This is a genomic window from Gilliamella sp. App4-10 (assembly GCF_001690495.1).
Taxonomy (GTDB): domain Bacteria; phylum Pseudomonadota; class Gammaproteobacteria; order Enterobacterales; family Orbaceae; genus Gilliamella; species Gilliamella apicola_G.
The window spans coordinates 1-21,117 of sequence record NZ_LZGS01000004.1 but is presented as its reverse complement, the minus strand read 5'-3'; the positions used below and the strand labels follow the sequence as shown (position 1 = coordinate 21,117).

Annotated in this window: 18 protein-coding genes; 13 read left to right on the top strand and 5 right to left on the bottom strand. The window is 36.2% G+C overall.

The genetic code is table 11. The features are described from left to right. Positions 1 to 3 precede the first annotated feature (3 nt). Positions 4 to 585 (top strand): acyl carrier protein phosphodiesterase, encoded by a 582-nt coding sequence (locus tag A9G23_RS01280; protein ID WP_065585908.1) that lies wholly within the window; start codon positions 4 to 6, stop codon positions 583 to 585. A gap of 76 nt (positions 586 to 661) precedes the next feature. Here the strand turns inward: A9G23_RS01280 and A9G23_RS01275 are convergent, their stop codons facing one another. After that, positions 662 to 2,911, bottom strand: coding sequence for a 3-hydroxybutyrate oligomer hydrolase family protein (locus A9G23_RS01275; RefSeq protein ID WP_065585907.1), 2,250 nt, complete (start codon positions 2,909 to 2,911; stop codon positions 662 to 664). Between the two features lie 128 nt (positions 2,912 to 3,039). Next, positions 3,040 to 3,942, bottom strand: a complete 903-nt coding sequence (gene ilvY, locus A9G23_RS01270) for an HTH-type transcriptional activator IlvY (protein WP_065585906.1) — start codon at positions 3,940 to 3,942, stop codon at positions 3,040 to 3,042. A gap of 202 nt (positions 3,943 to 4,144) precedes the next feature. On the opposite strand from ilvY, the gene prfC reads away from it, so the two are divergent. From prfC to A9G23_RS01210, 12 genes are all read left to right on the top strand, one after another. After that, complete coding sequence (gene prfC, locus A9G23_RS01265; RefSeq protein WP_065585905.1) at positions 4,145 to 5,737, top strand: peptide chain release factor 3; 1,593 nt, start codon at positions 4,145 to 4,147, stop codon at positions 5,735 to 5,737. A 176-nt stretch (positions 5,738 to 5,913) separates the two neighbouring features. Next, positions 5,914 to 8,745 (top strand): pitrilysin, encoded by a 2,832-nt coding sequence (gene ptrA, locus A9G23_RS01260; RefSeq protein ID WP_176700582.1) that lies wholly within the window; start codon positions 5,914 to 5,916, stop codon positions 8,743 to 8,745. Positions 8,746 to 8,859: 114 nt separating this feature from the next. Next, positions 8,860 to 9,732 carry a helix-turn-helix domain-containing protein gene (locus A9G23_RS01255; protein ID WP_065585903.1) on the top strand — a complete coding sequence of 291 codons (873 nt, stop codon included), beginning with the start codon at positions 8,860 to 8,862 and terminating at the stop codon, positions 9,730 to 9,732. Between the two features lie 21 nt (positions 9,733 to 9,753). Further along, on the top strand, positions 9,754 to 11,034 hold the full coding sequence (aroA, locus tag A9G23_RS01250) for a 3-phosphoshikimate 1-carboxyvinyltransferase (protein WP_141674885.1): 1,281 nt from the start codon (positions 9,754 to 9,756) through the stop codon (positions 11,032 to 11,034). Position 11,035: 1 nt separating this feature from the next. Continuing rightward, on the top strand, positions 11,036 to 11,716 hold the full coding sequence (gene cmk, locus A9G23_RS01245) for a (d)CMP kinase (protein WP_065585901.1): 681 nt from the start codon (positions 11,036 to 11,038) through the stop codon (positions 11,714 to 11,716). Positions 11,717 to 11,827: 111 nt separating this feature from the next. Continuing rightward, positions 11,828 to 13,510 (top strand): 30S ribosomal protein S1, encoded by a 1,683-nt coding sequence (gene rpsA / locus A9G23_RS01240; RefSeq protein ID WP_065585900.1) that lies wholly within the window; start codon positions 11,828 to 11,830, stop codon positions 13,508 to 13,510. A gap of 98 nt (positions 13,511 to 13,608) precedes the next feature. Beyond that, complete coding sequence (gene ihfB / locus A9G23_RS01235) at positions 13,609 to 13,899, top strand: integration host factor subunit beta (protein WP_065585899.1); 291 nt, start codon at positions 13,609 to 13,611, stop codon at positions 13,897 to 13,899. A 325-nt stretch (positions 13,900 to 14,224) separates the two neighbouring features. Next, complete coding sequence (locus A9G23_RS01230; RefSeq protein ID WP_141670004.1) at positions 14,225 to 16,534, top strand: DNA internalization-related competence protein ComEC/Rec2; 2,310 nt, start codon at positions 14,225 to 14,227, stop codon at positions 16,532 to 16,534. A 101-nt stretch (positions 16,535 to 16,635) separates the two neighbouring features. Further along, a complete protein-coding gene (gene lpxK, locus A9G23_RS01225) occupies positions 16,636 to 17,643 on the top strand; it encodes a tetraacyldisaccharide 4'-kinase (protein ID WP_065585897.1) in 1,008 nt (335 codons plus the stop codon). Positions 17,644 to 17,646: 3 nt separating this feature from the next. Continuing rightward, positions 17,647 to 17,832 carry a Trm112 family protein gene (locus A9G23_RS01220; RefSeq protein ID WP_065585896.1) on the top strand — a complete coding sequence of 62 codons (186 nt, stop codon included), beginning with the start codon at positions 17,647 to 17,649 and terminating at the stop codon, positions 17,830 to 17,832. A 17-nt stretch (positions 17,833 to 17,849) separates the two neighbouring features. Beyond that, positions 17,850 to 18,611, top strand: a complete 762-nt coding sequence (gene kdsB / locus A9G23_RS01215) for a 3-deoxy-manno-octulosonate cytidylyltransferase (protein WP_065585895.1) — start codon at positions 17,850 to 17,852, stop codon at positions 18,609 to 18,611. Between the two features lie 3 nt (positions 18,612 to 18,614). Further along, on the top strand, positions 18,615 to 19,307 hold the full coding sequence (locus A9G23_RS01210; protein WP_065585894.1) for a DUF2461 domain-containing protein: 693 nt from the start codon (positions 18,615 to 18,617) through the stop codon (positions 19,305 to 19,307). A 497-nt stretch (positions 19,308 to 19,804) separates the two neighbouring features. Here the strand turns inward: A9G23_RS01210 and A9G23_RS01205 are convergent, their stop codons facing one another. From A9G23_RS01205 to A9G23_RS11425, 3 genes are all read right to left on the bottom strand, one after another. Next, a complete protein-coding gene (locus A9G23_RS01205; RefSeq protein WP_065585893.1) occupies positions 19,805 to 20,632 on the bottom strand; it encodes a DUF6708 domain-containing protein in 828 nt (275 codons plus the stop codon). Positions 20,633 to 20,649: 17 nt separating this feature from the next. Continuing rightward, on the bottom strand, positions 20,650 to 20,889 hold the full coding sequence (locus tag A9G23_RS01200) for a hypothetical protein (RefSeq protein ID WP_141674884.1): 240 nt from the start codon (positions 20,887 to 20,889) through the stop codon (positions 20,650 to 20,652). An 18-nt stretch (positions 20,890 to 20,907) separates the two neighbouring features. Beyond that, a partial coding sequence (locus A9G23_RS11425) for a hypothetical protein (RefSeq protein WP_176700581.1) occupies positions 20,908 to 21,117 on the bottom strand: 210 nt, incomplete at its 5' end.

Here is a 21,117-nt window from a genome sequence, read left to right as displayed (position 1 = left end):
TTTATGAATATTTTGGCTCATTTGCATTTGGCTACGTTAGCGCACAGTTCGTTAATCGGGAATACAGTAGCAGATTTTGTTAAAGGAAATCCCTATTTAACTTATCATTCCGATATTGCCGATGGCATTATGTTACATCGCAAAATTGATAACCTAATTGATAACTTGCATGAAGTTAAGCAAGCTAAGTTACTATTTCGGAAATCGCATCAACGCGTTGCACCCATTACATTAGATATTGTGTGGGATCATTTTTTGTCAAAGCACTGGGTTAATTATGGGTTGCTGCCCAGTGTAACTCAATTTAATCAAGTGACAAAAGCGCATATCCAACCTTATATTGACGCTTATCCCGTTGATTATCAGCATTTTATGAATGCGATGTGGCAAGGTTCATGGCTCGAAAATTATACTTCTATCGACTTTGTTGGCAACGTGCTCAGTGGTATGGCAAATAGAAGACCAAAACTGTATTTGTTAAAAGAAACTATTGTTGATATTAAACAGCATTATACTCAATTAGAGTCGCTATTTTTTTTGTTATATCCCAAAATCTGTTTGGCGGTCAAAGAGGGCATTAGCTAAGTTTTGGGGGGCGCTATCGGTTTAAGCTGCAGTGCTACAGTATAAACCGATAGCGATTTTGAGGACGTATTTATTGTTAATTTGGTAATATTAGCGTACCATCAGTTTGTTGAATTACATCGTTGCGGTTTGGCGTTTGTGTTATCGGTTTTAGATTTTTGCTAGTTACTTGTGGTGCATAACCACTTTTACCTCCGCGCGCTTTGGCTCGTACCACTTGGCTTACAGGTAGCGTAGCTTTAGTGGTTAAGTTAGCCCACAACCATTCGATGGCATCTTCACCATAATAATCAATCGGTAATAATGTATTGTCAAATGGTGCTCTTCCGTCTAAGTAACTGGCATTTTCAACTTCGATGTATCGTAGTTGCGATTGTTGGTCTTCAACTAAGCTATTTAATGCTACATAAGCGCGCGAAGTGTAATTTGGAAGTTGTTTAACATTATTACGACCATGCACAATAAAGGTTTTTATGCCATGTAAGTTACCTGATGCCATAACTTGTTTTATACCTTCCTCAACACGCGGTTCTTGGGATTTTTTATAAACACAAATCGATCCTTTAGTGCCATAATCAACCATATTGTTTGTTTGAGAACTAGAATAAAATTCACGTCTTGGGGTGTTAAGGTCATTGTTTTCAACGAGATCTAAAATTGTCGCATCATGACTGTTCCATAGTGGTAAATGTCCGTTTGCCATTCCCCATATTTGCTCAAACGAAAATTCTTTTAATGGCGCCACTTTACCACTGTAGTATATTGGGTTTTGTTGGGTACTGGCGACTGAAAAATCACACATGTTTTCGGTGACATCGTATTTGCCATAAGCACTAATATATTGGTAAGGTAAACCGATGGATTCAGTATAGTAAAAATAAGGTAGTTGAATGTCCATCTCTGGCGTCCAGCCATATTTGTGTAGTTTTTTTAGCGCTTCTTCGGGCGTGCCTGTTGTGAGTAATTTTGCCTGTTTTAGGGCATTACAGCGTTGTTGTGAATAATGGAAATAATCTGCATAAGGTACGTAAGAGTCGTCTTTATGTCCTTTTATCGCAGGGATAGCACATGGTATATATAACGCACCATAAGCGCTGTAATTTGCAATCGATTTGGCTTCAAGTTTTTGTTGGTGGTTGCTGCCTATTTTGAGCATGATTGGGAATTTATCAAGATTGGGTTGTATTTGTGGATTAACTGCTACAATACCGTCAATTATATTTTGCTCATCTAATTCACCGGCTTTTAATGCAGCACCGCCACCATCGCCTGCGCCATACACTAAGACTAGAGTGTTGTCTTTGTTAAATATTGCTAGATTATTGGACGAAAACATACTATTAAGTTCATAAAAGGCAAATTCTAGGGATTTTAATACATGCTCACCCCATCGAGCTTCGGCATTCAGTTTTGAGTGAAGCTGTTTTATGGCATAACGATGAGGGTATTTTTTGATGTATTGCTTTCTATTGTTAATTGAAGGATAAAATAAGATATTACCGCTTTGCACTTCTCCCCATACCGTAAAGCCAAGTTGGCGTTCGATATCATAAATGCCGTTGCCTAATCCTTTATCATTATATACCACTGCACAGTTGTGACGAAGTCCCCATAACCCACGAATTTGTACATCTTTGGCATTTAATACTCCGTCTGAATCACTGGCAGGAACAGCAACAATGCAGGGTTTATTTTTGTCAAAATCAATTGGAATTTGTAGTAACATGCCAACGCCATCTTGGCTTTGTAAGGCTAATATTTCGGTACCTGCAATTTTACCGTCAAATAGAGGAGTTAATTCTTGCTTTCTAAAACCAAAGAAAGTTCCTTCGCCGATTTTGGTGTCAATATAGCGATTTAACTTTGCTTGTCGACGTTCTTGAAAATTCGGTTTGGCTGGAATTGCAACTTCTGGCGTGATAATAGAAATTGATAATGGAGTAAAACCGAGTCCAGCAGTAACAAGATCGTTGCTATCGCCATCATAATAAGCCAATGTATTGCGAACTAGCCATTTAGGTTTTTTTATTGTGTTATCAATTTGGGTAAAGTTATTGCTATTAGCTTCAACATCCGCATTGGCTGTAGTTGCTGCCACAGTAGTGGGGATGTTGTTATTTTTGTTGGTGTTTGAAATGGCCTGGCTATTTTCGCTGTCGCTTTGGTTTTTAATTATGTTGGTCATAGTACTTTTTTGAGATGTGCTTACTTCAGCCCATTCTACTGCTTGGGGTGATTTTGTAGTGTTGACCTGTGCCGCTAATGGCGTGGTGACAGCGGAAAAAAGTATTAATAAAGCGAATGTTTTCAATTCTATTTGTTTCATTTTTAATTCCATTATAATGATATTTTGCCCGATTTGATTATTATCATAATTCGGTCATTTATCAGCTAATTAATATACCCATTATTATGGTTTTAATTTTGTCCAGTGTAATTATACACTATATTTTGTTATTCGTTATTGGGCAAATTTAGATCGCAAATTGCCCAAAAGGCGGCAATAATTTTTTCAGATAATCGTCTTTTTTGTACGCAAATACCCACATCAAACGGTTCCATTAAGTTTGTTGACCATTCGGTTATGCGCTCTCTTATTCGCTCAGGGCTGTTGTCCATTACAACTTTAGGTAATAAGGCTACCCCACAACCTAAAGCAACCATCGATACAATGGCTTCGTGACCAGCAACTGTTGCATAAATTTTTGGATTGGTGATTTTTTTTTGTTTAAACCATAAATCGATACGATGCCGGCTTGGCCCGTGTTCTGGCAATATAAATGGAATATTATGCCAATCTGGCTGTTTTTGATGTAACTTGTCGCTAAATGAACTATTAAGTTTAGGTATAAGCAAGACCATTTCAATTTCGCCAAATTTTAAAAATTCAATCCCTTTCGGTAGCTGCTTGGGTTTGCCAGCTATGGCTAAATCGGATGCATTTGTTTGTATCTTTTCCACGGCGTCAGCAGCATCGCCGGTTGATAGTTTAATTTCAACCAGCGGATAGTGGATCCTAAAGCGATCGAGTATTTCCGGTAAGTGGCTATAAGCGGCGGTGACTGAACAAAAAAGTGTAAGTTCGCCAATAAGTTGTTGGTTGGATTGATCTAAATCGTGTTTTAACTGTTGGTGCAAGTTTATAACTTGTTGCGCAAAGCGTTTAACTTTTTCGCCCACTTGAGTGATTTGAACTTGTCTGTTGTCGCGAATAAATAGTGGATGTCCAAAGTGCTCCTCAAGCCGTTGGATCTGTCTTGATAAGGTTGATGGGCTAACATGCATGGCATGTGCGGTGATACCAAAGTGACAGGTTTCGCATAAATGTAGGTACAATTTTAAATCACGAATGTTCATAGTAAGTTCCGATTTTATACTAAAACGCATGCTTTCCTGAAACTTTTTGACAAGAAGCAGTAAATTATACATGACTTATTAGAGAAAATATTATGCTAGATAAACAAATAAGGCAAATGGCATTGTGTATATAACATTAATAGCAAAACAGACAGATACCTGCTAGAATGGGTGATTATTTTTGTGTGGTTAATACAGTTTTATGACAGAACAAGCTTATTTAGACGAAGTTAATGCACGTCGCACTTTTGCGATTATATCTCACCCCGATGCCGGTAAAACAACCATTACCGAAAAGGTACTTTTATTTGGTCACGCAATCCAAACAGCAGGTACAGTTAAAGGCCGTGGTGCTAATGCCCAGCATGCCAAATCAGACTGGATGGAAATGGAAAAACAGCGTGGTATTTCGATTACGACATCAGTGATGCAGTTTCCTTATAATGATTGCTTAGTTAATTTATTGGATACTCCTGGGCACGAAGACTTTTCTGAAGATACTTACCGTACTTTAACTGCAGTTGATAGTTGTTTGATGGTGATTGATGCAGCAAAAGGGGTTGAAGATCGCACACGTAAATTAATGGAAGTCACGCGTTTACGTAATACGCCAATTTTAACCTTTATGAATAAGTTAGACCGTGATATTCGTGATCCGATGGAATTGCTTGATGAAGTCGAAAATGAGCTAAATATAATGTGCGCACCGATTACGTGGCCAATTGGGTGTGGCAAGTTATTTAAGGGTGTTTATCATTTAGCGAAAGATGAAACCTACCTTTACCAATCTGGTCAAGGCCATACTATACAAGAGGTTCGAATTATTAAAGGGTTAGCTAACCCTGATTTAGATTTAGCGGTCGGTGATGATTTAGCACAGCAACTGCGTGAAGAGCTTGAATTAGTGCAAGGGGCTTCCAATAAATTTGATCTAGATGCTTTCTTGTCGGGTGATTTAACGCCAGTCTTTTTTGGTACGGCATTGGGTAATTTTGGGGTTGATCATATGCTTGATGGCTTAACTGCTTGGGCACCAACTCCTCAACCTCGTCAAACCGATAAACGTGAAGTTGAATCATCAGAAGAAAAATTCAGTGGTTTTGTCTTTAAAATCCAAGCCAATATGGATCCTAAGCATCGAGATAGAGTTGCTTTTATGCGCATTGTGTCAGGCAAATATGAAAAAGGCATGAAGTTACGTCATGTGCGTATCGCTAAAGATGTTAATATATCTGATGCTTTAACATTTATGGCAGGTGATCGTGAACATGTTGAAGAGGCCTATGCCGGCGATATTATTGGTTTACATAATCATGGTACGATTCAAATCGGTGATACCTTTACGCAAGGCGAAGACCTGAAATTTACTGGTATTCCTAACTTTGCACCAGAACTATTCCGTCGCATTCGTTTAAGAGATCCTCTCAAACAAAAACAATTATTAAAAGGACTTGTTCAACTTTCAGAGGAAGGAGCGGTACAAGTATTCCGCCCATTAGCAAATAATGATTTAATTGTGGGCGCTGTTGGTGTGCTACAGTTTGATGTGGTCGTTGCGCGTTTAAAATCGGAATATAACGTTGAAGCCATTTATGAGCCTGTGAATGTGACAACCGCTCGTTGGGTTGAATGTAGTGATGTAAAAAAATTGGAAGAGTTTAAGCGCAAATGCGAGCAGAACTTGGCTTTAGATGGGGGAGATAACCTTTCTTATATTGCGCCAAGTATGGTTAATTTAAATTTGACCGAAGAACGATATCCTGATGTTGAATTTCGAAAAACTCGGGAACATTAATTGTATTTATTACATAATAGCGAAATTTATCATTATACCTAGGTACTTTGATAAATTCGCTTTCTATTTTTTACAGTTGTTTTTTTGACGATGAAGTCAAGTGAGTGAATATTATGGATTTCGAAAATAAAAAAATAGTGAATTTAATAATTGGTAGCTTTATTGGATTATTAACTATGACTACTTCACCTGTATCGTTTGCCATTGAAAATAAGCTTGCAAGACCAGTTTTGTTAGAAAGAGTACAACAAAGTGATCGTGACAATCGCCAATATGAAGTGATTGAAATGACAAATCAAATGCGGGTGCTGCTTGTGTCTGATCCTAATGCGGTTAAGTCGCTTGGTTCATTAGCATTGCCTGTGGGTTCACTCCAAGATCCTAAAGATCAGCAAGGCTTGGCGCATTATACTGAACATATGGTTCTAATGGGATCAACAAAGTATCCTGAACCAGCCAGTTTTTCGCAGTTTTTAAGCCGTCATTCAGGTAGTTATAATGCCAGTACTGCCTTATATAGAACAGCCTTTTATTTTGAAGTTGAAAATAGTGCATTAGATACAGCACTTGATTATTTAGCCGACGCTATTGCTGAGCCTAGATTAGATCCTAAATTTGCCGATAAAGAACGTAATGCGGTTAATGCTGAACTTACAATGGCTAGATCGAACGATGGTTTTCGTATTGAACAAGTTAATTCCGAAACTATTAACCCTAATCACCCATCGGCACAATTTTCGGGCGGCAATTTAGAAACATTAAGTGATAAACCAAATAGTAAATTACAAGATGCTTTAGTGACTTTTCATAAAGATTATTATTCATCTAATATCATGGTGGGGGTAATTTATAGTAATCAGTCAATCAATAAATTAGCAAAATTGGCTGAAAACACCTTTGGTAAAATCCCTAATAAAAACATTAATGTTCCAATAGTTGATAAGCCAGCGATCACACCAAATGTGCTAAGCAAACAGATTGCAATGGTGCCAGCGCAACCTAAGAAATTGCTATTTTTACAATTTCCAATGGAAAACAATTTAGATAAATTTGCTGATAAAAGTGATGAATATATCACTTATTTAATTGATAATAGTAGCCCCAACACGTTGTCTGATCAGTTACAAAAGCAGGGGCTTATTGAGGGTATTAGTTCATCTATCAACCCTATCCGTTATGGTAATAGCGGTATGTTGAGTATTAATGTGAGCTTAACCGACGATGGTCTCGCTCAAAAAGATAAAGTTATTGGAGCTATTTTTAATTATTTACAGTTAATTCAAAAGCAAGGAATTTCTGATGCTTATTATGAAGAACTTAAGAAAGTTTTAGCGTTAGAATTTAAGTATCAGGATGTTGAGCGTGATATGTCTTATGTGGAATGGCTATCTGATCAGATGTTGTTGTACCCCGTTAAAAATATATTAAATTCTGATTTTATTGCTAATAATTTTGATAAAACAGCGATCACCGCTCGCTTAAAAAACCTAACGCCCGATAACGTTAGAGTTTGGATTATTTCACCAAATCAAACAACTAATAAGACGGCTTATTTTGTAGACGCACCTTATAAAATCGATAATATTACTAGTGAGCAAAAAGCAAGTTGGTTGGCTTTAGGCAAAAATTTCACATTTAGTTTACCTGAATTAAATCCTTATATTCCTGACGATTTTTCAATTGTGAAGCAAAACCGTGCTCAAGCTCAACCAGCTGGGTTTAGTAAACGTGGTAATCATCTTCATTTTGTTAGTCAATATTTCAAAACTGAACCTAAAGCGGCGATTGTGGTTTCGTTACGGAATAACGAGGCTTTTAGTGACGCTAAAGCAGAAGTCGCTTTTAATCTACTTGATTACATTGCAAGTCGTAATTTAGAACAATTACGATTTCAGGCTAGGGTTGCGGGTATTTCATTATCAACGAATAATGATGATGGCCTGATGATTTCAGCTAGCGGCTTCAGTCAGCATCTACCTAAAATGGTGACAGCAATACTTAATAGTTATCGCAATGTGACGATTGATGAGCAAAGTTTAGTATTAGCTAAATCTTGGTATTTGCAAGAATTGGATAAAGTTGAGCATGCTAAAAGTTATTGGTTGGCGGTTAACCCTGTTAATGCGTTGTCAGATTTACCGTATTTTGAGCGGGATGAAAGGCGCCAATTTGCAGCAAACATGACTATTAATGATGTGTTAACTTACCGCGATAACTTATTAACCCGCTCAGTACCTTATATGCTTAGCTTGGGTAATTTGTCTAACGAGGACTCTTTAGATCTTTATCATTCCATTCAGAAAACACTAGTACGTGATGTTGAATTTACTCCTGTTGATAATATTCAGATTAAAAAATCATTGGAGGCCAAAATGACTCAACATGCGAAAAGCACTGATAATGCTTTGATGATGAGCTATATTCCAACCGGTTATGATCGAATTAGTAGTAGCATGATAAGTTATACTCTGTCTAAAATCATATCACCCTGGTTTTTTGATCAATTGCGTACTAACGAGCAACTTGGCTACGCTGTATTTGCTGGCCCTGTTACAGTAGGGGATTCAGTAGGGATGAGTTTTATCATTCAAAGCAACCAATACGATCCAGCTTATTTATTTAAGCGTTATCAAGAATTCTATCCTGTTATATTAAATAAGCTTAAAGCATTATCTAAAGAAGATATAGATCAATATAAAAAAGCGGCACTTGATGAATTGAAAATGCCTCCGCAAACATTGGATGAAGAGTTTAGTCGTTATATGGCTGACTATCAGAATTCGCGTTTTGCGTTTGATTCACGGAACAAAAAAATTGAACAATTGAAAAAAATCACTCAACAAGATTTAGTTGATTTTTATAATCGTTCAGTGATGGATAAAAAAGGTTTTGTATTTGCATCGCAAGTTCTTGGTAAGCGTGAAGATAGTGCTAAACAACCAGAAGCAATTTCTGAGTTTACTGAATTTGAAAATGTATCGGCATTGCAAAATGAGTTATTAAAATAAGTATTATTTAAGTTGTTGATGAAAATATAGGTTACATCTGAAACATTTTGCCAAAAATTGGCATTGCTATCACCTTGTGATACACTGCCAAAATCCCAATAGTTTGAGTATATTATGATTACTGGATCGATTGATTATTGTACTATAGGTCAACGTTTACGTGCGTATCGGATTGCCGCTTCGCTGAAGGCTGAAGATGTTGCTGACAGTCTTAAAATTTCAAGAGCAGCAGTCTATCGGTTAGAAAAAGGCGAAATCGTTAAAATCGAAACTTTAGAACGGTTGGCCTTGTTACTTGATACTTCTTTTGCGAGTTTGCTTGGAATTGATACCGAATATTACTCGAGTGGTGACGGTTTTTTTGAGCGTATGCGCCAGTTAGAAGAACAATCAACCCATATCTATTCTCACTTCGATCCTTTTTCATTTTTATTAACTTCACCAGATTATCTTTCTCATTTAGCTCTGATGCTCAATGAATCAAGCGAGTCGATTGATCATCAAAAATATTCAGTCATTTTGTCGATTTTAAAAGAACGTAAAAAGCAGTTTCATCAATCAGTCCCAAAGGTCATCAATTTAATTAGCTTACGTAATGTAGAGCGGTTTTTGCATATTGGTTTAGTGGGAAATTTGACAATTTCGCCAGGAAAGAAGTCAGAAAGGATGTTATTAGCACGTAAAGAAGTTTATCATTTAATTGAGCTAATAGAACAACAATCCTTTGTGCCAACCATTGCTATTACACAAGAAGCAATTCCATCAATTGCTTTTCAGATTTTTTATCAAGATGGAAATCCTATTTCATTAGCGATGAGCCCGTTTCGATTAGGTGAGTTACCTAATGTGACTACTGGTATTGCATCAATCACGTCATCCTATGATGCTATTAAACGGTATCATCATTTATTTGATAAGTTATGGCAAAATAGCGCTAAAGATAAGCAAGCAATTGATTTATTAAAAGCGACGTTAGAAAAATTTTAAAGAATATTAAAGAGAGTCATTATGTTATCCTTAACATTACAACCAATAAAAAAATTTAGTGGTACGATTAATTTGCCAGGTTCAAAAAGTGTTTCTAATCGTGCGTTATTACTATCAGCACTAAGTAAAGGTAATACTCGTTTAACTAATTTACTGGATAGTGATGATGTGCGTTATATGCTTGATGCACTTGCAGCATTAGGTGTTAAGTATCAGTTATCGCACGATCGCACCATTTGTGATGTTCAAGGTATAGGGGGGATGTTGCAATCTGACCATACATTAGAGCTTTTTTTAGGTAATGCTGGTACGGCAATGCGTCCTTTAGCTGCTGCATTATGTCTTGGCCCTAATAATATTGTGTTAACTGGTGAACCTCGTATGAAAGAACGTCCAATTGGCCATTTAGTTGATGCATTGCGTCAAGGTGGAGCTAATATTGATTATATCGAAAATGAAGGTTATCCACCACTACATATTCAAGGTGGTTTTATTGGCGGTAACATCCAAGTTGATGGTTCAGTATCTAGCCAATTCTTAACCGCGTTGTTAATGGCTTCGCCACTGGCACAAAATGATACTGAAATTACTATCATTGGTGATTTGGTATCTAAACCTTATATTGATATCACTATCAAAATGATGGCTATTTTTGGTGTATCGGTCACAAATCACAACTATCAAAAATTTACGGTTAAAGCAAATCAGTGTTATCAATCGCCGGATCATTATTTAGTTGAAGGCGACGCCTCATCGGCTTCTTATTTTTTAGCAGCCGCTGCAATTAAAGGTGGTCGTGTTAGGGTAACGGGCATTGGTAAAAATAGCTTACAAGGCGATACGCAGTTTGCTCATGTGCTTAAAAAAATGGGTGCAACAGTGACTTGGGCTGATGATTATATTGAATGTTCACGTGGTGAATTACACGGTATTGATATGGATATGAATCATATTCCAGATGCTGCAATGACGATAGCAACAACTGCTTTATTTGCTAAGGAGCCAACTACAATCCGTAATATTTATAATTGGCGAGTTAAAGAGACTGATCGCTTATATGCTATGGCCACTGAGTTAAGAAAGGTTGGTGCAAAAGTTGATGAAGGCCGTGATTATATTACTATTGTGCCTCCAGTTAAATTAACCCATGCCGAAATCGAAACCTATAATGATCACCGTATTGCTATGTGTTTTTCTCTCATAGCGCTTTCTGATACACCTGTAACAATATTAGATCCGAAATGTACAATGAAGACTTTTCCTGATTATTTTGAACATTTTAAACGATTAAGCGAAGAATAAAATGAATAAATCTATTCCCGTTATTGCTGTTGATGGGCCAAGTGGTGTTGGTAAGGGCACATTATCCCAAGCATTAGCCAATCATTTTAAATGGCATCTTTTAGATTCTGGCGCTATCTATCGTGTGCTGGCACTTAGTGCGCTTAAGCAAGGTATTGCGCTAGATGATGCTTCCCAACTTGAGCAATTAGCCCTTAATTTACCGCTAACGTTTGATACCCATAGTTGTGATGTTAAAGTGCTATTAAATCATGTTGATGTTACTAAAGACATCCGCACAGAACAAATAGGTGGCGCAGCATCAAAAGTGGCGGCAATTAATTCGGTTAGAATAGCTTTATTACAGCGTCAGCGTGACTTTAAGCAAGCACCAGGGTTAATTGCGGACGGTCGTGATATGGGGAGTGTGGTGTTTAGTGATGCACCTGTTAAAATTTTTCTTGATGCAAGTGCACACTCTCGCGCAGAAAGGAGAATGAAACAGTTGCAAGATAAGCAAAATCATGTTAAATTCGCCGAAATTTTGCAGGAGATAACTGCGCGTGATGAACGCGATCGTAATCGAACTGTTGCGCCACTCAAACCTGCAATTGATGCTCTAATAATTGATACCACATCACTGTCTATTCAAGATGTTTTTAATCAATCTATTAAGTATATAAACGAAAAACTTGCGTTGTAAATTTGCTTTCAGCGTTGATCAAGCTCCAATATAGGGATGTTTGGAGTATTTTAAACAACCCCACAAGACAAGATGTAATGTGGACGTTAATATTAATTTAAGTATATAAATATGACTGAATCTTTTGCTCAACTCTTTGAAGAGTCTTTAAATCAACTAGACACTCGTTCTGGTAATATGATCCGTGGTACTGTCGTTGCAATCGACAAAGATGTTGTTTTAGTTGATGCTGGTTTAAAATCTGAATCAGCAATTCCAGTAGAGCAGTTTAAAAATGCCCAAGGCGAATTAGAAGTTCAAGTTGGCGACGTTGTTGATGTCGTTCTTGACTCAATTGAAGATGGCTTTGGTGAAACAATCTTATCTCGTGAAAAAGCTAAACGCCATGAAGCGTGGTTAACACTAGAAAAAGCAGTTGATGATGCTGCAACAGTTTTAGGTGTTATCAATGGTAAAGTTAAAGGTGGCTTTACGGTTGATCTTAATGGGGTTCGTGCGTTCCTTCCTGGTTCGCTTGTTGATGTTCGTCCATTACGTGATACTTCTCATATTGAAAACAGAGAAATCGAATTAAAAGTTATTAAATTAGACCAAAAACGCAATAATGTTGTTGTTTCACGTCGTGCGGTTATCGAATCTGAGAATAGCGCAGAAAGAGAACAACTTCTTGAAAATTTACAAGAAGGTTCTGAAGTTAAAGGTATTATCAAAAATCTTACTGATTACGGCGCATTCGTTGATCTTGGTGGGGTTGATGGTTTACTTCATATCACTGATATGGCTTGGAAACGTGTTAAACATCCAAGTGAAGTGGTTGAAGTAGGTCAAGAATTACTTGTTAAAGTACTTAAATTTGACAAAGATCGTTCACGTGTATCGCTTGGCTTAAAACAATTAGGCGAAGATCCATGGGTTTCAATTGCTAAACGTTACCCAGAAGGCACTAAAGTAACAGGTAAAGTAACTAACCTAACTGACTACGGTTGTTTTGTAGAGATCGAAACAGGCGTTGAAGGTTTAGTTCACGTTTCTGAAATGGATTGGACAAATAAAAACATTCACCCGTCAAAAGTGGTTAGCTTAGGTGATATGGTTGAAGTTATTGTTCTTGAAATAGATGAAGAGCGTCGTCGTATTTCTCTTGGTCTTAAACAATGCAAACCAAATCCATGGTTACAATTTGCTGAATCACACAACAAAGGTGATAAAGTTAGCGGTAAGATCAAATCAATCACTGATTTTGGTATCTTCATTGGTTTAGAGGGTGGTATCGATGGTTTAGTTCATCTTTCAGATATCTCTTGGAATATGCCTGGCGAAGAAGCTGTTAAAGCTTATAAGAAAGGTGATGATATCGAAGCTGTTGTTTTACAAGTTGATGCAGAGCGTGAACGTATTTCTTTAGGTGTTAAACAATTAGAAGACGATCCATTTAGTAGTTTTGCGTCTAACTACAAAAAAGGCACAATCGTTAAAGGTACTGTAACTGCAGTAGACGCAAAAGGTGCAACTATCGAAATCGCTGAAGGTATTGAAGGTTACTTGAAAGCACAAGATATCGCTCGTGAACGTATTGAAGATGCAACAACTGCATTAAAAGTTGGTGATGAAGTTGAAGCTAAAATTGTTAATATCGATCGTAAAACTCGTGCAATTTCGTTATCAGTACGTGCAAAAGATGAAGCTGACGAGAAAGAGGCACTTGCTGCTGTAAATAATTCAGCAAGTCAAGAAGATGCATCATTTACTAATGCAATGGCTGAAGCTTTTAAAGCAGCATCAAAAACTGAGTAAAAAATATTTATGTAAAGAGTAAAGAGGGCTTGCCCTCTTTTTCTTTTATGGGATAAAATAAATAAGTTACATGCCACATAAATAAATTAGGAGTGACCATGAACAGATCAGATTTAGTAGAACGAATTGTTAACTGGCGAACACATCTTCCTGTGCAATTAGTTGATGATTCAGTTAGAGATATCATCGAACAGATCGCTTTAGCCATGGAAAGTAACGATCGTGTAGAAATTCGAGGCTTTGGCAGTTTTAGTTTGAACTACCGAGCTCCTCGTAAAGCAAGAAACCCAAGAACTGGCGGTAATGTTGAAGTTAAACATAAATATATTCCTCACTTCAAACCGGGTAAAGAATTGCGTGAAAGAGTAAATAAAGCTGCAAACGCATAATATTTAATTTTCTACTTAGATAAAAGCCTTTGAGTTAAATCAATGGCTTTTTTATTTAGAGTAACTTAACTTCCGCTATTTGACAATTATTATTAATTAGTCAATTCAATTCTTCCTTAATTAGTGAAAAACATCGACTCTTCGGTAATAATCCGCATTAACGATCTCGCTTTTTAAAATTTGAAACATTGCAAACCTTTTTAGAAAATTTCATTAAGTTTAATAATTAAAATGGAATATAGATCGAAAAATCCAAAATCAATTATTTCTTTGATGATATCAAGTGATAGGCTGGCTATTTTTAATATAAAGATAGTAGGCGCTAGTGCGAAAATTTTGTTCTTTAGATTTAATGGCTATCATGTTTTCGTTAGGTTGCTTGCCATTACTGTTTTTGCCACAATTATTGTCTAATTGGCAGTGGTATTGTATTGCTGTTATTTTATTTATTTTGGTACTGGTTGTTCCGATTAAATTGCGTTATTTTTTGTTTGTTTGGGTTATGTTTTTTTTAGGATTTTTGTGGTCTAATGCTTATTGTAAGCAATATTTATCGAACATTTCTTCTTATATTGATAAAACGTTAGTCGTTAGAGCAAAGGTGGTTAATATCAATACTCATCAGGCAGTAACAGTCATTGAGCCTTATTATTTGCCATTTTCTATTTTTTCCATTTCAGAAGTTATGCTGTCAAATAATATTCCGATTTCGATTTACTGGGATAGGCTGGAACTCCCAAAGTCAGGGCAGATTTGGCAATTAACACTAAAAACAAAAGTTGTGCATGGTTATTTAAATGATGGAGGATTTGATAGCCAGCGCTTTTCAATAGCAAACCGAAGTATATTATCAGCTAAGTTAATTGATGCCAGACTGTTAGATAGTCAATCAGATTTAAGGCAAACTATTGTTGATTTAGTACTCCCTTATATAGATTTATTTGATTATCGAGGTATTTTGCTTGCCCTTGCTTTTGGTGAGCGCTCTCAATTAGACGACTCGCATCGTATGGTAATGATGCAAACAGGTGTTGCCCATTTAATGGCAATATCGGGTATGCATATTCTAGTTGTTTTTAGTTTTAGCTGCTTTTTGGTTAAAGCTTTACTATTTTTTATTCCACAGCGTTTTATCTATTTTTTTGTGCCAATTATTATAGGGTGGTTATGTGCACTCTTTTATGCATGGTTAACTAATTTCAATCCTCCTACATTGCGTGCTATATTAGCTTTATCAATTTGGATTTATTTACGTTATAAAAAACATCAAATAAGTGCATGGCAGAAAGTTAATCGAATTATTGCGTTATTATTGTTGTTTGATCCGTTGATGATTTTATCTGAAAGTTTTTGGTTATCTTGCTATGCAGTAATTAGCTTAATTTTTTTGTTTGATTGGTTGCCACTTCCTAAATCAGTAAAGAACAAAAAGCGTTGGTATGTGCTTAGGTTATTGCATTTGCAGTTTGGATTAACCTTGTTATTGCTTCCCATTCAATTTTTAGTTTTTCAGGGTTTTAGTGCGGTTTCAATTTTAACCAATTTAATTGCGATTCCTATTATTTCGTTATTTACTTTTCCCGCTGTTTTACTGGCGTTAATATCTAGTGTTGTTAACTGTTTTTCTAGCGCATTGTGGTTTTGGTTTATTGCTGATAAATCCCTGGAATGGTTATTTTTAAGTTTAAATCGGCTTAATTTGCTATGGCTTAAAATTCCATCAGACTTTTATTTATTAAGCCTTTTAGGTTGGCTAGCGGTAGTTATAATTCGTACTAGAATGTGGCGCCACTTTAGCATTACTTTGTTAGTCATTTTAATGATAATAGTCACGCCATTTTTTAAACAGCAGCAATATCGATGGCGGTTAGATATGTTAGATGTCGGTCATGGATTGGCTATTGTTATTCATGATGGCAAGTCAGCCATTTTGTATGATACGGGAGCTACATGGGAAAAAAGTTCCGCTGTGAAAAAAGTTATTATTCCTTTTTTGCAATGGCATAATTTGAATGTACAAGGCATTATTATTAGTCATCAACACAATGATCATGTTGGTGGTTTGGAATTACTGAAAAGTCTTTATCCTAAGGCATGGTTAATGAGTTCTTCTTATGATTTGAATAATGATTATCCATGTTTAGCCGGTAATCATATTATTTGGAATGATCTGACGTTTAATGTGTTGTGGCCTACTCAGTTGGTTAAATATGCACAAAATAAGGATTCTTGTGTGGTGCAAGTTACCGTTGGACTTTTTTCGGTGTTACTAACTGGAGATTTAGAGCGTAATCAGGAATATCAGTTAATTACAAAGTATCGAGATCAGTTAGCATCCACCATCTTGCAAATTCCGCATCATGGCAGTAGTACTTCATCAAGTTATGCATTTTTAAACCATGTTAAACCAGTAAAATCGTTGGCGTCTACATCTCGTTATAATCCTTGGAAACTGCCTTCTAATAAGGTAATAACGAGGTATCAAGATTTACACTTAGATCATTATGTTACTGCTAGAACTGGTCAAATAAGTTTATTTTTTGATAAACATACTTGGAAGTTAAAAACTATGCGAGGTGAAATTAAACCGAGATGGTATCATGATTGGTTTGGTAGTTTACCAATTTATGAGTAAAATAGAGTATCGTTTGCTATAGGCAACTATTTTAATAATTGTTATATCGACATTAAGAGATATAACAATTTTACTCAATGTAATTAAGTGAAGCTAAAGTTATGATTGAAAAACTGTGGTATGGTAAAAATCGATTATGTTGGTTACTTATACCATTTTCTTTATTATATGGTTTGGTTGCTTTTGTTCGTCGTTCTTTGTATCGATTAGGTATTTTAAAATCTTGGCACTCCCCAGTTCCTATTATCGTTATTGGCAATTTATCAGTTGGAGGTAATGGCAAAACACCACTAGTTGTAGCTTTAATTGAATCGTTAAAACAAAAAGGATTACAAGTTGGGGTTGTTTCACGAGGGTATGGTGGTAAGGCTGATAACTATCCACTTATTTTAGATAATACAACCACAACCGAACAAGCTGGTGACGAACCGGTACTTATTTTTCAACGTGCTAATGTGCCTGTCGCCGTATCGCCGCATCGCGCTGAAGCTGTTCAAGCATTATTAAAGCAGTATGAGTTAGATGTTATTTTGACCGATGATGGCTTGCAACATTATGCTTTAGCGCGGGACATTGAGGTGGTAGTGGTTGATGGAAAGCGTTTATTTGGTAATGGATGGTGGATGCCTGCAGGGCCAATGAGAGAGCGAGAAACTCGATTAAAATCAGTTGATTTAATTATTATAAATGGTGATAGCGTAAATCATTTTACGCAGCAGTACGCAGAAAAAACTTACACAATGCAATTAACACCACTGTATGCAGTAAATTTGCTTACTAAAGAACAAAAAACGTTATCTTCGTTGCAAAATATTTGTGCTATTGCGGGTATTAGTCATCCGCAGCGTTTTTTTGATATGTTGATTAAAATGCAAGTTGATGTGGTTAAAACTGCTTCTTTTGCTGATCATCAAAAATTTACTTTACCATTGTTAAACAATGTTGCAAGTAGTGAACAAACACTTTTAATGACTGAAAAAGATGCCGTTAAATGCAGGCAGTTTGCCCAAAAAAATTGGTGGTATCTACCCATTGATGCGGAAATACCAGTAGGGGCAGTAGATCAGATCTGTTTGTTATTAGCTAAGACAAAATCTCAAAGAGAATAAAACATGAAAGAAATCCTATTAAGCGCAATTGCGTGTCCTAAATGCCATGAGCAATTACAATATGATGTCAATAATCAGCAGTTAATTTGCCAAGTAGATAATTTGGTTTATGCAATCAAAGATAACATTCCTGTATTGCTAGAAAGTGAAGCAAAGCCACTCAATCAATCACAGCCTGTTCAAAAATAATAGTTAGGGTATTAATTATGAATTTTTCGGTTATTATTCCTGCTAGGTATGCTTCAAGCCGTTTGCCTGCTAAACCACTAGCAGATATTCATGGTAAACCTATGATTGTTCGTGTGATGGAGCAAGCAAAAAAGTCGTCAGCCAATCGAGTAATTATTGCAACAGATCATCAGCAAGTTTTTAAGGTAGTCAAGGAATATGGCGGTGAAGTTATTCTTACTAGTGACAAGCATAATTCTGGTACTGAAAGGCTAGCAGAGGTCATTAATGCTTATCAATTTGCTGATGATGAAATTATTGTTAATGTACAGGGGGATGAACCTTTAATTCCACCCGTTATTATTGACCAAGTGGCTGAAAACTTGGTGCAATATAAAACGGGAATGGCAACATTAGCGGTGACAATTGATTCTGTTGAAGAAGCATTTAATACTGGTGCGGTTAAAGTTGTGACTGACAAAGATGGTTATGCACTTTATTTTTCTCGTGCTACGATTCCTTGGGAACGAGATCGCTTTGCTAAATCTGATCTATTAAAACAATCTAGTATTGGTAATTTTTATCTTCGTCATATTGGTATTTACGCTTATCGTGCTGGCTTTATTCGTCAGTATATCAACTGGGCGCCATCTTCACTTGAGCAAATTGAAATGCTAGAACAACTTAGAGTACTTTGGTATGGACAAAAAATTCATGTTGCAGTGGCAAAACAACCTCCTGCAATAGGGGTTGATACGCTAGAAGATTTAGAAAAAGTAAGAACGTTATTTAAGGAGTAAGCTATGGCAAACTTCACTGGTTTTACACAAGCTGGGCTTAATTTTTTGCAAGATGTTTGGATAAATAACAGCAAATCTTGGTTTGAACAACATCGCGCTATTTATGATAACGATTTAGTTAAACCCTTCAGGCTTTTGGTTGAGCAACTAGCACCAGAGATGCTTAAAATTGATAAATGGTTTGAAACTAGACCTGCTATTGGAAAAACAATTTCACGTATTCATCGCGATACTCGTTTTTCAAATGATAAATCACTTTATCGTAACCGTTTATGGTTGACCTTTAAACAACCGAATCGAGATTGGAAAGAAGCGCCAGCTTACTTTTTTGAAATTAGCCCAAGTAGTTATCAATATGGTCTTGGTTATTATTGTTCATCAAAAAAAACGATGGATATTTTTCGAAAAGAAATTCTTAATGATACAAATAAGTTTTTAATGATGACTCGTTGTGTAAAAAAACCATTTGAACTTGTTGGTGAAAGTTATAAACGACCGTTAATCAAAGAGCAAGACGCAAAAATAGCAACATGGTATAATCGCAAAAATCTAGTTGTTATGGTGAGAAGTAATCATATTGAAGATGTGTTAAATAGCGATTTACCCAACAAATTGATGAAAGGATTTAAACAGTTAGTCCCGCTTTATGATTACTTAATGCGAGTGGAAATGTTTAAAAATATATCAAGGTTTTAGTATTGTTGTGTTTGTTTTACTATTAAATATTGGGAAAATGTAATACTAGCCTTTAGCAATGCACTAAATGTTCTCATCATCAGCTGGCCACAATAAAACGATACTACCATAATCATAAAAACATAAATATATAAATATAGGTTAATTTTGGTTGGTAATTACGTTCTTCATAGGCATATTCACCCGACAGTCTGTATAAGTTCCAACAAAAATTGCAGTTAGCTATAATTGAAATAAATGAAAAATGATATATGATATATGATGGATGTTGGCTTTGTTTGCACCAAGTCTCAATACACTTATTATTCATATAATAAAAGGCGTTATCATTCCACTCTGTGATTTTTAGGGACTCTTTGGCTTTATCTCGTTTAGATGGATTGGGGAATGTGCCTCTACTAAGTCATGATGTACCCCTGTTGAATGGATATTAAAGCGAGATTCAATCAAATCCTCATGGCTTTGCCCATTCTTGCCAAACTGCAACGGCTTTTGAGCTATTTCGTTATATTGTGCCGTTGTTTGATTTCAGCGAGCGCTTCTAATGATGTGGCATTAAACGCTTCAACCATCCATTGTGGCCAGCCTTGACCGTCAATCCTATGGGCTTTAAATGCCGCTTCTTGATCTGATTTATATTCACCGTCATCGATATTGGCTGATTTATAATACACCATAAAACTATTGATCCACCCCCAAACAAATGTGCTCGCTGCGCCAGCTCGAATAGGATCTAACATGATATGATCAATCACTTGATGCGTACCGGGTTGGCACACCATTAGCACGGTTGAAGTTAGGGCATTACGTGACATATTATGAATAATAACACCATGCAAATCATCCCAATCATACTCTTTTATACGGCGTTTTTTCGGTTGTAAAAATACCGCCGGATGCCGTAATACTTTAAAGTTAAAAAAATAACTTTCGTTAACATAGACTTTACCCGTTTTACGATTAAATATAATGGGACTACCACGCCAAGAAAAAGCATTTTGATAGATTTCTGGAAGTGCATATGAATAGATAACAAATGAAACTAATAACATGCCAACTAATACTATAAAAAAAACATTCCATTCAGATTTTTTTAGTAATATTGAAAAAAAGCCAAAACTAAAGAAGATTAATACCATAAACATTAAAATTAATGATATAGATAAACACAAATAAAAAGCTTGATCAGAAGGAATCTTACGAATAAAGGCACAATAGTTATTATTGGCATAGCTTAAGCGACGATCATGCAGAGGCACACTATAAGGGCCTTTATCTAGATCGCCAAACCAACCAAAGATTTGTGGACGGTATTTTGATGGCATTTTATTCTCCTTTCTATTTATTCATCATGAAATGGGTTACTGCTGCGATTTATGATGAGTGAGATTTCGTCATCATCTTGTGCATTAGAGCTGATATTGATTTGATAGCTATTTACTAGATCATAAGCAAAGGTGCCCGCGACCCATGTTATCACCGTTAGGTGGCTATCTGACTGGTTAGGATCGGTTTTTTTCACTTCGATTTTTTCAATATCGGTAAAATGGGCTTGCCATATCGCTTTACCCATTCTTGCCAAACTGTAACGGCTTTTGGGCTATTCCGTTATATGGTGCCGTTGTTTGATTTCAGTTAACTCTTCTAATGATGTGGCATTAAACGCTTCAACCATCCATTCGGGCCAGCCTTGACCGGCAATCCTATGGGCTTTAAATGCCGCTTCTTGATCTGATTTATATTCGCCGTCATCGATATTGGCAACATCACAAAAAAACATAAAACTATTGATCCAACCCCAAACAAATGT